Here is a 14,647-nt window from a genome sequence, read left to right as displayed (position 1 = left end):
CGACGCCAAGGTCGAGCAGGTCTTCACCGAGGCGTGGTACGACGTCGAGGCGGCGTTCCAGCACGTCTTCAGCCGGTTGTTCCCCGGCGGTGAGGGCGCCCTGATCCTCACCGACCCGCAGAACATGCTGACGACCGGCATCGACGTCGAGGCTCGGCCCGCCGGCAAGAAGGTCAAGCGGCTGTCGCTGCTGTCCGGCGGCGAGCGGTCCCTCGTCGCGGTCGCGTTCCTGGTCGCGCTGTTCAAGGCCCGGCCCAGCCCGTTCTACATCCTCGACGAGGTCGAGGCCGCGCTCGACGACGCCAACCTGGGTCGTCTGCTCGAGCTCTACGAAGAGCTGCGCGCCAACTCCCAGCTCATCGTCATCACGCACCAGAAACGGACGATGGAGGTCGCCGACGCGCTCTACGGCGTCTCGATGCGCGGCGACGGCGTCTCCGCGGTGATCAGCCAGCGCCTGCGCGAGGAGGAGCCCGCGTGACGGACGCGCCGACGCTGCGCTCGGACTTCCGGGCGTTGCGGATCATCACGACGCGCTGGGAGGACGAGGACGTCTACGGCCACGTCAACAACGTCGTCTACTACTCGTTCTTCGACACCGCGGTCAACGGCTTCCTGATCGACGCGACCGGCACCGACATCCGGCGGCTCCCGGCCGTGGGGCTGGTCGCGGAGACGCAGTGCGAGTTCCTGCGCGAGCTGAACTTCCCCGGGGACGTGCACGCCGGGCTCGCCGTGAGCCGGCTGGGCACGTCCAGCATCACGTACCGGATCGGCCTGTTCCAGGGCGAGAGCGACGAGCCGGCCGCGATCGGGAGGTTCGTGCACGTCTACGTCGACCGGGCCGACCGCCGACCCACGCCGATCCCCGACGTGGTCCGCGCCGCGGTCGAGCCCCTGCTGGCGTAGGGTCCGAACATGACCGATCGCGCGACGTACGTCCTGGTCGACGGCGAGAACATCGATGCGACCCTCGGTCAGTCGATCCTCGGCCGCCGCCCCAACCCGCACGAGCGCCCGCGGTGGGACCGGCTGCTGCAGTTCGCCGAGGACCACTGGGACCAGCCCGTCACCGGACTGTTCTTCCTGGCCGCCAACGGCGAGCTGCCGATGCCGTTCGTGCAGGCGCTGACGTCGATGGGCTTCCGGGCCGTGCCGCTGTCGGGTCGCCCCGACGAGAAGGTCGTCGACATCGCGATCCAGCGCACGCTCACCGAGCTCGCGCGCCGTGACGCCGACGTCATGCTCGCGAGCAACGACGGTGACTTCATCGAGCAGCTCGAGCCGATGGTGGGACCGGGGCGGCGGACGGCCCTGCTGGCGTTCCGCGAGTTCCGCAACGCCGGCTACGTGCCGTTGTTCGACCGCGGTCTGGAGTTCCACGACCTCGAGTACGACGTCAAGGCGTTCAACGACAAGCTGCCCCGCATCCGCATCATCCCGATCGACGAGTTCGACCCGCTCGACTTCCTCTGAACGACTGGCGCAACCCAGACCGCGAGTGGCGCAGGATGAAGTTCTTGGGACGGCGTGTCGTCCAGATCTGCGCCACTCGCGGACGGGTGTGCGCCACTCGCGAACGGGCTAGAGCTCGAGGGTCTGCCAGGCGTGCAACATCCACGGGATCGCCAGGAGGACCGTGGGGGCGACCAGGACGACCAGTGAGATCGCCAGGCTGAGCGCCCCGGCCCACCGGCGGGGTCGGGACTCGTCCCGCAGCCGCTCGAGCCGCACCAGCGCGGCGGAGCCGGCGCCCAGCGCACCGGCGGGCGTGACGCCGCCGGCCAGGGCCACGATGGCGCGCGCGAGCGCCTGGTCACCGGCGACCTTGCGCGCGGAGTCGTCGGCCATGAGCTCGACCAGCACCTGGCTCTGACGCAGCGGCGCGTCGGTGCGCAACGGCCGGGGGAACGCCCGGTGCAGCACGCCGAAGGCCTCGAGCACCAGGTCGTGGCGGGTACGCACGTGGGCCCGCTCGTGCTCCAGCACCGCGAGCAACGCGTCCTCGTCCAGGGCGTCCAGCGTGCCCTGGGAGATCACGACGCGAGCGTCACGGAGCCGGGGGATGCAGTACGCGACGGGGGTCTGCTCGGCGAGGATCCGGACCGCCGGCAGCGCCCCGTGCGGCTGGCCCAGCAGGTCGACGAGCTCGCGGTGCCGCTGCCGACGGGCCTGGGTCTCCCGCCACACGTGCCACGCCGCCCACCAGAATCGCGCCCACACCAGGACGCCGATCCCGAGGATCACGACGTGCAGGGCGATCCGCCACCACGTCAGGCGGTCCTCCGTCACGAGCCACAGCGCGGTGGACAGGGCGGCGCCGGAGATCGCGAGGACCGCGGCCAGCGCGAGCGACTGCCACAGGACGATGCCGGCGGCGGGGGAGAGCTGCGGCCACGACATCCGGGCCAGCACGGCCGGGACGGGGAGCGCGAGCGCCAGCCCGATGAGACCGAGCCAGACCGGGGTCACCGAGAGGTCCGCGACGCGATCTCGTCGAGGGCCGCCCGCAGGGCCTCGGCCTCGGCCGGGTCGACGGTGTGCGCGAAGTGGACCAGTGCGGCGGTGCGGTCGGTGCCGGCATGGTCGAGCGCGGCGTGCAGGAGCTCGGCGGTCGCGGCGTCGCGCGAGATCGCGGGCGCGTAGCGGAACGCCCGCCCGTCGCGCTCGCGGCGCACCATCTGCTTGGCGCCGAGCCGGTCCAGCACCGTCATGACGGTCGTGTAGGCGAGGTCGCGCTCGCCGAGGGCGTCCAGCACCTCACGGACCGTGTGGGGCCCGGGGGCGTCCCACAGGATGTTCATGACGGAGCGTTCGAGCTCTCCCAGATGCGGCATGGGGCCATTCTACGACACGCCGTAGTAGCCCGGTAGGTCACAGTGCGAGCGATCTACTACGATCAGTAGTAAGTACTACGCGGTGTAGGAGAAAGAGGTCGGCATGGACATCCTGGAGCTCTCCCGGTGGCAGTTCGGGATCACGACCGTCTACCACTTCTTCTTCGTGCCGCTGACGATCGGCCTGTCGGTCCTCGTCGCCACGATGCAGACCGTGTGGTGGCGCTCGGGCGACGAGCGCTGGCTCCGGCTGACGAAGTTCTTCGGCAAGCTGTTCCTGATCAACTTCGCGATGGGCATCGCGACCGGCATCGTGCAGGAGTTCCAGTTCGGCATGAACTGGAGCGACTACTCGCGCTTCGTGGGCGACATCTTCGGCGCCCCGCTGGCGATCGAGGGACTGCTGGCGTTCTTCCTCGAGTCGACGTTCCTGGGCCTGTGGATCTTCGGCTGGGACCGGCTCCGGCCCGGGCTGCACCTTGCGTGCATCTGGATCGCGGCGGCCGGCACCATCCTGTCGGCGTACTTCATCCTCGCGGCCAACTCGTTCATGCAGAACCCCGTCGGCTACACGTTCAACGCCGACAAGGGTCGGGCCGAGCTGACCGACTTCGGGGCCGTGTTGACCAACAAGGTCCTGATCGCGACGTTCCCGCACCAGATCATCGGCTGCTTCATGGTCGCCGGCGCCTTCGTCGCGGGTGTCGCCCTGTGGCACGTCATGCGTCACCCCGAGCGTGACGCCGACGCGTTCCGGCCGGCGTTCCGGATGGGCGCCGTGGTGCTGCTCGTCGCGGGTCTCGGCACGATGATCACCGGCGACTTCCAGGGCAAGGTCATGACCGAGGTGCAGCCCATGAAGATGGCCGCCGCCGAGGCGCTCTACGACGACGCGAAGCCCGCACCGTTCTCGCTGTTCACGATCGGCACGCTCGACGGGTCCGAGGAGGTGTTCTCCCTCGAGGTCCCGCGGCTGCTGTCGTTCCTCGGCACCGGGACGCTCGACGGACAGGTGCGCGGCATCGACTCGCTGCAGGCGGAGTACGAGCAGACGTACGGCCCGGGGGACTACCGGCCCAACGTGCCCGTGACGTACTGGACCTTCCGGATGATGATCACGACCGGCGGGCTCGCGATGGCGGCCGGCGCGGTGATGCTGTGGGCGACCCGCCGGGGCCGCACCCCGACGTCGCGCTGGCTGCTGAGGGCGGCGGTCGTGCTGCCGCTGCTGCCGATGGCCTCCAACTCGTTCGGCTGGATCTTCACCGAGATGGGGCGCCAGCCATGGGTCGTGTTCGGGCTGATGCCCACCTCGGCCGGCGTCTCGCCGGGCACCACGATGTTCGAGATCGTGGCATCCCTCGCGGCATTCACGGTGCTCTACGGGGTGCTCGCGGTCATCGAGGTCCGCCTGCTGCTGCGCTACGTCAAGGCCGGCCTGCCCGAGCTCGACCCGCCCCGCGACCCCGACGACGCCGACGCGCCGCTCGCCTACGCCTACTGAATCGGAGACAGCCATGGATCTCACGACCTTCTGGTTCATCCTCATCGCGACCCTGTGGGTCGGCTACCTCGTGCTCGAGGGATTTGACTTCGGCGTCGGCATGCTCATGGCCGTCCTGGCCCGTGACGACCGCGAGCGCCGGGTCCTGCTCAACACGATCGGCCCGGTCTGGGACGGCAACGAGGTGTGGCTGATCGTGGCCGGCGGCGCGACGTTCGCCGCCTTCCCCGAGTGGTACGCGACGCTGTTCAGCGGCTTCTACCTGCCGCTCCTGCTGATCCTCCTGGCGCTGATCGTCCGGATCATCGGCATCGAGTTCCGCTCCAAGCGGGACGAGGCGTGGTGGCGCCGGCGCTGCGACATCGCGATCGTCACCGGCTCGGTCGTGCCGGCGCTGCTGTGGGGCGTCGCGCTGGCCAACATCGTCCGCGGTGTGCCGATCGACGCCGACGGCGAGTACGTCGGAGGCTTCTTCACCCTGCTCAACCCGTACGCCCTGCTCGGCGGGCTCGTGACCCTCGCGGTGTTCCTGGTCCACGGCGCCTTCTTCGTCGGGCTGAAGTCCGAGGGCCCGATCCGGGAGCGGGCGATCCGGCTCGGGCTCGGGGTCGGCGTCCTCGCCGGTGCCCTGACGACGGCGTTCGTGGTGTGGACCGGCCTGGCGCAGGACAGCCTCGCGGTGTGGGTCCTCGGGCTCCTGGCGGTCGGGTCGTACGTCCTCGGGATGGTCGCCGCGACCGGGCGCCGGGACGGCTGGGCGTTCACCGGCACCGCGGTCGCGATCGGGCTGCTGGTCGTGACGTTGTTCGTGGGCCTGTTCCCCGACGTCATGCCGTCGTCGCTGGACGCCGCCTGGTCCCTGACCACGACGAACGCCGCGTCGACGCCCTACACGCTGCGGATCATGTCGTGGGTCGCGGTGTTCTTCACCCCGATCGTGATCGGCTACCAGGGCTGGTCGTACTGGGTGTTCCGCCGCCGCATCGGCGTGCAGCACATCCCCGGGCCCGTCCACCCGGGCTGAGCACATGCCCCCCCTCGATCCCCGGCTCGTCCGTCGCTCGCGCGGCGTGCGCCGCCTGCTCGCCGTCAGCGTCGCGCTCGGCGTGGTGACCGCGGCGACGGTCGTCGCGGTGGCCTACGCCGTGGCGGAGGTCGTCGCGCACCGCTTCGACGGGCGGCCCGTCACGGCCCTCGCGGTCGTCGCCGCGCTGGGTCTGGGGGTGCGCGCCGGCGTCACCTGGCTGCACACCGCGGTGTCGGCGCGGGCCGCGGCCACGGTCAAGGCCGAGCTGCGCACCGAGGTCGTCGACGACCTGCTCGACCCCCGGCGGCTCGGGCCCCGGCCCAGCAGCTCACGGGTCGTCGCCCTGCTGGGACCCGGGCTCGACGCGTTCGACGGGTACGTCGGCCGGTTCCTTCCGCAGGTCGTGCTGTCGGCGCTCGTCCCGCCACTGGTGCTGGTCGCGATCGTGCGGGCCGACGTCCTCTCGGCGGTCATCGTCGCGGTGACGCTGCCGCTGGTCGTGGTGTTCCTGGTCCTCGTCGGGCTGGTGACGAAGGACCGGGTCGATCGCCGCTGGCAGGCGTTGGAGCGGCTCGGCCGCCACTTCGCCGACGTGCTCGACGGCCTCGCGGTGCTCAAGGTGTTCGGCCGCCGGCAGGAGCAGGGTCTGCGCACGATCGGCGCCCGCCACCGCCGCGAGACCGTGCGGGCCCTGCGGCTGGCGTTCCTGTCGTCGTTCGTCCTCGAGCTGTTCTCGACGCTCGCGGTCGCGCTGGTCGCGGTGAGCGTCGGCCTGCGCGTCGTCGAGGGACACCTCGCGCTCGCACCGGCACTGTTCGTCCTGCTGCTCGCGCCGGAGGCGTTCGCCCCGCTGAAGCGGCTGGGGGCCCAGTTCCACGACAGCACCGAGGGAGCCGAGGCGACCGCAGAGCTCCTGACGCTGCTCGACCACGACCGGCACACCGGCTCGGCCCCCGCCCCCGACCTCCGCACGGCCGACCTGGTGCTCGACGACATCGTGGTCCGGCACGAGGGCCGCAGCGAGGCCAGCCTCGAGCTCGGCCGCGGCCGCATCCGGCCCGGCGAGCTCGTGGCCGTGACCGGCCCCTCCGGCTCCGGGAAGTCGACCCTGCTGTCGTTGCTGATGGCCTTCGAACGGCCCACCGCCGGCACGGTGGGGGTCGACGGCGTCGACCTGGCCGAGATCGACCCGAGCTCGTGGCGGGAGCAGATCGCCTGGATCCCGCAGGTGCCGGGGCTGGTCGCCGGCACGATCGCCGACAACGTCCGACTCGGCGACGACGTCTCGACGCCGGCGGACGTGCGCACCGCCCTCCGCGACGCCGGTGCGGACGATCTCGACCCGGCCCGGGTCATCGGCGAGTCCGGTGACGACGTGTCCGCGGGCGAGCGCCGGCGGATCGCGATCGCCCGGGCCGTCCTGCGGGTGCGACGGGGGAGAGCGGCACTGCTGCTGCTCGACGAGCCCACCGCGGGCCTCGACGCCGTCCGGGAGGCCGCCGTCCTCGCCACGCTGCGCGACCTGGCCGTCACGGTCCTCGTCGTGGCGCACCGCCCCGACACGATCGCGATGGCCGACCGGGAGCTCACCCTGGGCCGGCAGACGGTGGCGACGTCATGAGGCTCACGTGGGGACGCGTCCTCGGTGTGCTGTCGCAGCTGGCGGGCGTCGGCCTCCTGCTGACCTCGGCCTGGCTCATCGTCCGGGCGGCGGAACGGCCGCCGGTCCTCTACCTCATGGTCGCGATCGTGTCGGTGCGGTTCTTCGGCCTGTCCCGGGCCGTGCTGCGCTACGCCGAGCGGCTACTGACGCACGACGCCGCCCTGGCCCGGGTCACCGAGGCCCGTATCGCGGTCTACCGCGACCTCGACCGGATCGCGCCGGCCGGGATGCCGATCCGGCGCCGCGGCGACCTGGTCAGCCGGGTCGTGTCGGACGTCGACGCCGTGCAGGACCGGGTGCTGCGCCTGCGCGGACCGTGGATCGTGGCGATCTGGACCTCGGTCGTGACGATCGCCCTCGTCGGCGTCGTCGACCCGGTCTCCGGCGCAGCGCTGGCCACGACGACCGTCGCCGCGATGGCGGGCGTGAGACTGCTCGTGCCGTGGACGGTCCGGGTCGCCGGCGAGCGGACCGCGGCCTGGCGCGGCGACCTCGCCGCCGACGTGGCGCACGCCGTGCTGACGGCCGCGGACCTGGTGGCGTACGGGGCGACCGAAGCGGTCCGTGACCGCACCCACCGCAGCATCACCGCGCTGGAGGCTGCCCAGCGTCGCGCGGCCGTGCTGGGCGGGCTGGGCGAGGCCGTGGTCCTGGTCCTGACCGGCGTCGCGGTCGCCACGGCGGCCCTCTGGTCCGCCGGCCTCGAACCGGTCATGGTCGGGATCGTCGTGCTGGCGCCCCTGGCCCTCGTCGACCCGCTCACGGCGCTGGCCGATGCCGAGCGCCTGCGCCCCGTCATCGAGGGCGCGGAACGACGGCTCGCCGAGCTCGCCGATCTCCCCGACGCGATCGCCGAGCCCACCTCGCCGGCGGCCTGCCCGTCCGGCACCGACCTGGTCGTCCGCGACCTGGCGGTCGGCTGGGACACGACCGTCGCGGACGGCATCTGCCTCGACGTGCCCGCCGGGGCCGTGATCGGTGTCCGCGGCCCCAGCGGCTCGGGCAAGAGCACCCTGGCCCAGACCCTGGCCCGGCTCGTCGAGCCCCGCGGCGGACAGGTCCTGCTGGGCGGCATCGACGTCCGCACGCTCGCGGCCGCGGACGTACGGTCGACGGTCGGCTACCTCGCGCAGGACGAGATCGTCTTCGACACCAGCATCCGGGAGAACCTCCGGATCGCGTCGCCGACGGCCACCGACGCCGAGCTCCGCGCGGCACTCGCCGTCGCAGGGCTCGATGACTTCGTGGCCTCGCTGCCCGGCGGGCTCGACACCACGGTCGGCGAGCGCGGCAGCCGGCTGTCGGGCGGGGAGCGGCAGCGCCTGTGCCTCGCGCGCCTCGTCCTCGGCGGGCACCGGGTGCTGGTCGTCGACGAGCCGACCGAGCATCTCGACGCCGAGGCCGGGCGAGCGTTGATGGACGACCTGCTGGCCCTCGCGCCCGCCCGGAGCCTCGTGATCGTGAGCCACTCCGAGACGGTGCTCGACCGGGTGGACCGGGTCGTGTCCGTGGGGGAGGCGCCGGTCCCGCATAGGATCGTGGGGTGACCACGACTCTCCTGATCATCATCATCGCCGCCGCTGTCGCCCTGGTCGGTGCCGGTGCCGGCCTCGTCATCACCCGCGGGCGGCGCGAGCTGCCCCCGACGACGCCGACCAAGCCGATCGAGCGTGCGCCGGAGACCACCGCGCCGGAGACCGAGGTCGTCGAGCCCGAGCCCACCGCACCGGTCGAGACCGTCGAACGCCCCGAGGCCCCACAGGGTCGGCTCGTCCGCCTGCGCGCCCGGTTGGCCCGGTCGCAGGGATCGCTCGGCAAGGGCCTGCTCGCCGTGCTGGGTCGCTCGACGCTGGACGACGACGCGTGGGAGGAGATTGAGGACACCCTGCTCGCCGCCGACGTCGGCGTGGGCGCGACCGACGAGCTGGTGACCAACCTGCGCACCAAGCTGCGGGTCGAGGGCATCACCGATCCCGCGCTGGCCAGGGCCGCCCTGCGCGACGAGCTCGTGCGCCTGGTCGACCCGACCCTGGACCGCACGCTCTCGGCCGAGGGCGCGGACGGCAAGCCGGGCGTCGTGCTCGTCGTGGGCGTCAACGGCACCGGCAAGACGACGACCGTCGGTCGGCTGGCCCGTGTGCTCGTGGCGGAGGACCGGTCGGTGGTCCTCGGTGCGGCCGACACGTTCCGTGCCGCCGCCGCGGACCAGCTGCAGACCTGGGGCGAGCGAGTCGGCGTACCCACGGTCCGTGGCCCGGAGGCCGGTGACCCCGCCAGCGTCGGCTTCGAGGCGGTCCAGCGCGGCATCGCCGAGGGCACCGACGTCGTCCTGGTCGACACGGCGGGCCGGCTGCACACCAAGTCGGGCCTGATGGACGAGCTCGGCAAGGTCAAGCGGGTCATCGAGAAGCAGGCGCCGGTCACCGAGGTGCTGCTCGTCATCGATGCGACGACGGGCCAGAACGGCCTGACGCAGGCCCGGGTCTTCGGTGAGGTCGTCGACGTCACGGGCATCGTCCTGACCAAGCTCGACGGCACCGCGAAGGGCGGCATCGTCATCGCGGTGCAGCGTGAGCTGGGCGTCCCGGTCAAGTTCATCGGCCTCGGTGAGGGTGCCGACGACCTGGCCCCGTTCGACGCCGAGGAGTTCGTCGACGCGCTGCTCTCGTAACGCTTTGTTAACACGCCGGTCGATTTCGTGACGTGTCCGCAACACAGGTACGTTCGCGCCGAAACCCTGTGACATCAGGCTGTGACATGGCGAGCAGCTCCCGCTCGTCGACATCACTTCGGAGGTTTCATGGATACCGGCGATACCGCGTGGATCCTGGCCAGCTCGGCCTTGGTCCTGCTCATGACGCCAGGACTGGCGTTCTTCTACGGCGGCATGGTCCGCTCCAAGACCGTGCTCAACATGATGATGATGAGCTTCTCGGCTCTGGCGATCGTGCCCGTCCTGTGGGTGCTGTACGGCTACTCGCTCGCGTTCAGCCCTGACGGCAGCGGGGTCCTCGGCGGCTTCAAGCGCCTCGGCCTGGACAACATCTCGGTCGAGTCCGCGTACGGCACGATCCCCGAGTACGTCTTCGTGGCCTTCCAGCTCATGTTCGCGATCATCACGGTCGCGCTGATCAGCGGCGCGATCGCCGACCGCGCGAAGTTCAGCGCGTGGCTCGTGTTCGTCCCCATCTGGGTCACGGTCGTCTACTTCCCGGTCGCGCACTGGGTGTTCGACTTCAACGAGGACAGCGGCGGCTGGATCGCGACCAAGCTCGAGGCGATCGACTTCGCCGGCGGCACCGCGGTCCACATCAACGCCGGCGCCGCGGGCCTGGCCCTTGCGCTCGTCATCGGCAAGCGGGTCGGCTGGCGGCGCGACCCCATGCGTCCGCACAACCTGCCGTTCGTCCTGCTCGGCGCCGGCCTGCTGTGGTTCGGCTGGTTCGGCTTCAACGCCGGTTCCGCGGTCGGCGCGAACGGCCTGGCCGGCCTGGCGTTCGTCAACACGGCCGTCGCGACCGCGGCGGCGATCATCGGCTGGATCGCGGTGGAGTACGTCCGCGAGGGCAAGGGCACGAGCCTCGGTGCCGCGTCCGGTGCCGTCGCCGGGCTCGTCGCGATCACCCCCGCCGCCGGAGCCCTGTCGCCGTTCGGCTCGATCATCCTCGGCATCATCGCGGGCGTGCTGTGCGCGCTGGCCGTGGGCCTGAAGTACAAGCTCGGCTACGACGACTCGCTCGACGTCGTGGGCGTCCACCTCGTCGGTGGTCTGGTCGGGACGCTGCTGATCGGCTTCCTCGCAGTCGGTGACGTCGGCCTGTTCTACGGCGGAGACCTGAGCCAGCTCGGCAAGCAGGCCGTCGCGGCGCTCGTCGTGCTGGCCTACTCGTTCGTGCTGACGTACGTCATCGGTAAGTTGATCGACGTGACGATCGGCTTCCGCGTGACCGAGGAGGACGAGGTGACCGGCATCGACCAGGTCGAGCACCTGGAGACGGCGTACGACTACGCCGGAAGCAGCACAGGCGGATCCAACCTTCTGAAGGAGCTCTGAGCATGAAGCTGGTAACTGCGGTCATCAAGCCGCACAAGTGGGAAGAGGTCCGCGAGGCCCTCGCTGCAGCGGGTGTCGCCGGCATGACGGTGACCGAGGCCAGCGGCTACGGCCAGCAGAAGGGGCACACCGAGGTCTACCGCGGTGCGGAGTACGACGTGTCCCTGGTGCCCAAGATCCGCCTGGAGGTCGTCGTCGACGACGCCGACGTCGAGAGCGTCGTCGCGACGATCACGAGCTCGGCCCAGACGGGCAAGATCGGTGACGGCAAGGTGTGGGTCATCCCGGTGGACTCGGTCGTGCGCGTGCGCACGGGCGAGACCAACGAGGCTGCGCTCTAGATCGACGGCGTGACCACCCCGGAGCCGGCGCAGCGTCGCAAGGATCGTGCCCTCGAGGCCGATCGGACGCTGCGTCGGCTCTTCTCCGCGGCACTGCCCGCGGACCGCGGCGACCCACGTGAAGGCTCCGGCCTCGCGCTGGTCGCCGTCGGCGGCTACGGACGCGCGGAGCTCTCGCCGCACAGCGACCTGGACGTCGTCCTGCTCCACGACCCCTCGATCGACGAGGAGGTCGTGAGGGGCGTCGCCGAGGCGATCTGGTACCCGCTGTGGAACGACGGCGTCGACCTCGACCACTCGGTGCGCGACACGATCCAGATGCGGCAGGCCGCGGCCCAGGACCACCGCGCCGCGATGGGCATGCTCGACGCGCGCCCCGTCGCCGGCGACGCCGGGCTCGTGCTGGGACTGCGCTCTGAGGTGCTCGCCGACTGGCGGCGCGATGCCCGGCACCGGGTCGCCGAGGTGCGCGAGGCCCGCACGACGCGGATCGAGCGGGCCGGCTGGCTCGCCCACGCCGCCGTCCCCGACCTGAAGGAGTCCGGGGGAGGGCTGCGCGACACCGTGATCCTGCGGGCGCTCGTGGCCACGTGGCTGATCGACGTGCCCCACAGGGAGCTGGAGATGCTGCGCCAGCAGCTGCTGGACGTGCGCGAGGCCTTGCACGAGTCCGCCGGTCGGCGGGTCGAGCGGCTCGACGCCGAGGTCATCCCGGACGTGGCCCGGCACCTGGGGATGGGCGCCGAGGAGCTCGACCTGCACACCCGCGAGCTGGGGCGGCGCCTGGCGCACCTGGCCGCGATCGCGTGGCGCAAGGTCGACGACGCGCTCGCCCCGGTCACCCGCAAGGCGGCGTTCACCACGGCAGGCCCGGTCGTGAGGTCCCTCGACGACGGGGTCGGGGTGCTGGACGGCGACGTCATCGTGACGCGGGACGCCGATCCGGCGACGGATCCCGAGCTCGCGCTGCGGGCCGCGGCCGCTGCGGCGCGTGAGGGCCTGGCCCTGAGCCCCAGCTCCGCGGCGCACCTGGCGCGCGCGATGGGCGAGCTCCCGGACCCGTGGCCGGCCTCCTCCGGGCGCTACCTGGTGGACCTGCTCACGGCGGGACCAGGGCTGGTCCCGGTGTGGGACGAGCTGGACTTCGCCGGCGTCATCGACCGGCTCCTGCCCGAGTGGTCCGCGATCCGCCTGCGCGGGTCGTCCTCGCCGGTGCACCGCTTCACGGTCGACCGGCACAGCCTGGAGACCTGCGTCGAGGCGTCGCGGATCAAGCGGGACGTGGCCCGGCCCGACCTGCTGGCCGTCGCGGCGCTGATCCACGACATCGGCAAGGGCGTCGAGGGAGACCACTCGGAGGTGGGGGAGCCCATGGCCGTCCGCATCGCGGCGCGGTGGGGCTTCGGCGCCGAGGACGCCGCGACGGTCGGCCGGCTCGTGCGCTGGCACCTGCTCCTGCCGACGATCGCGACCCGGCGCGACATCGAGGACCCGTCGACCGCGGCCAACGTCGCGGAGATCGTGGAGACCGAGGACTTCCTCGACCTGCTGTCCGCGCTGACGGCCTCCGACGCCCAGGCCACGAGCCCCTCGGCGTGGTCGGTCTGGCGGCGCGGCCTGGTCACCGGGCTCGTCGAGAAGGTCCGCCGGGTCCTGGACGAGACCGTCGCGACGCCGGACCCCGAGACGTACGAGGGCTGGCCCGCCGACGTGCCGGTCCCCGACTGGGGGACGACCGGGCCGGCGGACTTCACGCTGACCGTCGCGCCCCAGCACGGCGGTTCGCTGCTGACGATCGTGACGGCCAACCGCACCGGCGTGATGGCCGATCTCGCCGGAGGGCTGGCGCTCGCCGGGCACGCCATCCGCTCCGCGCGGACCGTGACGCTCGGGGACGTGGCCGTGTCGCTGTGGGAGGTGTCGCGCCCCGACGTGGATCCCGCCCACCTCACCGAGCGGCTCCGCCCGGCGATGGCCGGTGACCTCGACCTGTCCGGCCGGCTCGAGCCGACGTCGATCCCGGACGCCGAGGACGCCCGGGTGCGGCTGCTCGAGCGGCTGTCCGAGACGGCGACCCTGCTGGAGGTGCGGGCGCACGACCGGCGGGGGCTGGTGTGGACCGTGTGCCACCAGATCAGCAGCGCGGGGCTGTCGATCCGCTCGGCGCACATGTCGACGTACGGCGCCGAGGTCCGCGACGTGTTCTACGTCGTCGACGAGGACGGTCGGCGGCTCGACCAGGCCACCGCCGAGTCCCTCCGTGACGCCCTCGCCGCCGCCCTGACCTGATCCGGGGCGGTGCGCTGGCGTCCACGGACGGCGCTGCCGTGGACGCTGGTGCAGCGCCCTTCCCCGGGGCTGGACGCCAGCGCACCGCCCCACGCGGCGGAGGGACGAACGGTCCTCGGTTAGAGTTGAGAGACCGATGACCCGAGCCTGAGGACGACGACAGCCGTATGTTCGACACCCTGCAAGACCGCCTGCAGTCAGCGTTCAAGAACCTGCGCGGCAAGGGTCGACTCTCCGACGCCGACATCGACGCCGTCGCGCGCGAGATCCGGGTCGCCCTGCTCGACGCCGATGTCGCCGTCTCGGTCGTCCGCGAGTTCATCTCGAACGTCAAGGAGCGCGCCCGCGGCGCCGAGGTCAGCCAGGCCCTCAACCCCGCCCAGCAGGTCGTCAAGATCGTCAACGACGAGCTCATCACGATCCTGGGTGGCGAGACCCGCCGCATCCGGTACGCCAAGAACCCGCCGACTGTCATCATGCTGGCGGGCCTGCAGGGCGCCGGCAAGACGACCCTCGCCGGCAAGCTCGGGCTGTGGCTGAAGGAGCAGGGCAAGTCGCCGATGCTCGTCGCGGCCGACCTCCAGCGCCCCAACGCCGTCACGCAGCTGCAGGTCGTCGGCGAGCAGGCCGGTGTCAAGGTCTTCGCCCCCGAGCCCGGCAACGGCGTCGGTGACCCCGTCCGGGTCGCGACCGACGGCCTGGCCGAGGCGCGGCGCACGCTGCACGACGTCGTGGTCGTCGACACCGCCGGGCGCCTCGGCATCGACGCCGAGCTGATGCAGCAGGCCGCCGACATCCGCGCCGCCGTCGACCCCGACGAGGTCCTGTTCGTCATCGACGCGATGATCGGCCAGGACGCCGTCGTCACGGCCGAGGCCTTCCTCGAGGGCGTCGACTTCACGGGTGTCGTGCTGACCAAGCTCGACGGCGAC

Annotated in this window: 14 protein-coding genes; 12 read left to right on the top strand and 2 right to left on the bottom strand. The window is 71.9% G+C overall.

Annotated elements, in window-relative coordinates:
- The 3 genes from JWQ91_RS12535 to JWQ91_RS12525 form a co-directional block, all read left to right on the top strand.
- Positions 1-481 (top strand): AAA family ATPase (locus JWQ91_RS12535; RefSeq protein WP_297784541.1); only part of this gene is annotated, 481 nt, incomplete at its 5' end.
- On the top strand, positions 478-909 hold the full coding sequence (locus tag JWQ91_RS12530) for a thioesterase family protein (RefSeq protein ID WP_297784538.1): 432 nt from the start codon (positions 478-480) through the stop codon (positions 907-909). The genes JWQ91_RS12535 and JWQ91_RS12530, both read left to right, overlap by 4 nt.
- Before the next feature lie 9 nt (positions 910-918).
- Positions 919-1,476, top strand: coding sequence for an NYN domain-containing protein (locus tag JWQ91_RS12525; protein WP_297784535.1), 558 nt, complete (start codon positions 919-921; stop codon positions 1,474-1,476).
- Positions 1,477-1,584: 108 nt separating this feature from the next.
- Here JWQ91_RS12525 and JWQ91_RS12520 read toward each other — a convergent pair whose 3' ends face one another.
- Entirely contained in the window at positions 1,585-2,472 is an 888-nt protein-coding gene (locus JWQ91_RS12520) for a M56 family metallopeptidase (RefSeq protein ID WP_297784532.1), read from the bottom strand.
- Positions 2,469-2,837 (bottom strand): BlaI/MecI/CopY family transcriptional regulator, encoded by a 369-nt coding sequence (locus JWQ91_RS12515; RefSeq protein ID WP_297784529.1) that lies wholly within the window; start codon positions 2,835-2,837, stop codon positions 2,469-2,471. The genes JWQ91_RS12520 and JWQ91_RS12515 overlap by 4 nt, the downstream gene beginning before the upstream one ends.
- Positions 2,838-2,940: 103 nt before the next feature.
- Here JWQ91_RS12515 and JWQ91_RS12510 point away from each other — a divergent pair, with 103 nt between their 5' ends.
- From JWQ91_RS12510 to JWQ91_RS12470, 9 genes are all read left to right on the top strand, one after another.
- The gene (locus tag JWQ91_RS12510) at positions 2,941-4,341 is read left to right on the top strand and encodes a cytochrome ubiquinol oxidase subunit I (RefSeq protein ID WP_297784526.1); all 1,401 of its coding nucleotides are present in this window, start codon (positions 2,941-2,943) and stop codon (positions 4,339-4,341) included.
- A 13-nt stretch (positions 4,342-4,354) separates the two neighbouring features.
- On the top strand, positions 4,355-5,365 hold the full coding sequence (gene cydB, locus JWQ91_RS12505) for a cytochrome d ubiquinol oxidase subunit II (RefSeq protein ID WP_297784522.1): 1,011 nt from the start codon (positions 4,355-4,357) through the stop codon (positions 5,363-5,365).
- Between the two features lie 4 nt (positions 5,366-5,369).
- On the top strand, positions 5,370-6,989 hold the full coding sequence (gene cydD / locus JWQ91_RS12500; RefSeq protein WP_297784519.1) for a thiol reductant ABC exporter subunit CydD: 1,620 nt from the start codon (positions 5,370-5,372) through the stop codon (positions 6,987-6,989).
- On the top strand, positions 6,986-8,578 hold the full coding sequence (cydC, locus tag JWQ91_RS12495) for a thiol reductant ABC exporter subunit CydC (RefSeq protein WP_297784517.1): 1,593 nt from the start codon (positions 6,986-6,988) through the stop codon (positions 8,576-8,578). Before cydD ends, cydC begins: the two co-directional genes overlap by 4 nt.
- Positions 8,575-9,702: a signal recognition particle-docking protein FtsY gene (ftsY, locus tag JWQ91_RS12490; protein ID WP_297784514.1), complete on the top strand. Its 1,128-nt coding sequence runs from the start codon at positions 8,575-8,577 to the stop codon at positions 9,700-9,702. The genes cydC and ftsY overlap by 4 nt, the downstream gene beginning before the upstream one ends.
- A gap of 129 nt (positions 9,703-9,831) precedes the next feature.
- Positions 9,832-11,085: an ammonium transporter gene (locus tag JWQ91_RS12485; protein ID WP_297784511.1), complete on the top strand. Its 1,254-nt coding sequence runs from the start codon at positions 9,832-9,834 to the stop codon at positions 11,083-11,085.
- Between the two features lie 2 nt (positions 11,086-11,087).
- Entirely contained in the window at positions 11,088-11,426 is a 339-nt protein-coding gene (locus JWQ91_RS12480; protein ID WP_297784508.1) for a P-II family nitrogen regulator, read from the top strand.
- A gap of 9 nt (positions 11,427-11,435) precedes the next feature.
- A complete protein-coding gene (locus tag JWQ91_RS12475; protein ID WP_297784504.1) occupies positions 11,436-13,715 on the top strand; it encodes a [protein-PII] uridylyltransferase in 2,280 nt (759 codons plus the stop codon).
- A 167-nt stretch (positions 13,716-13,882) separates the two neighbouring features.
- A partial coding sequence (locus tag JWQ91_RS12470) for a signal recognition particle receptor subunit alpha (RefSeq protein ID WP_297784501.1) occupies positions 13,883-14,647 on the top strand: 765 nt, incomplete at its 3' end.

The organism is Aeromicrobium sp. (genome assembly GCF_025965075.1).
In the GTDB taxonomy this organism is placed as follows: Bacteria; Actinomycetota; Actinomycetes; order Propionibacteriales; family Nocardioidaceae; genus Aeromicrobium.
Note: the sequence above shows the minus strand (reverse complement) of the source record. Positions and strands in the feature narration are given on the sequence as shown.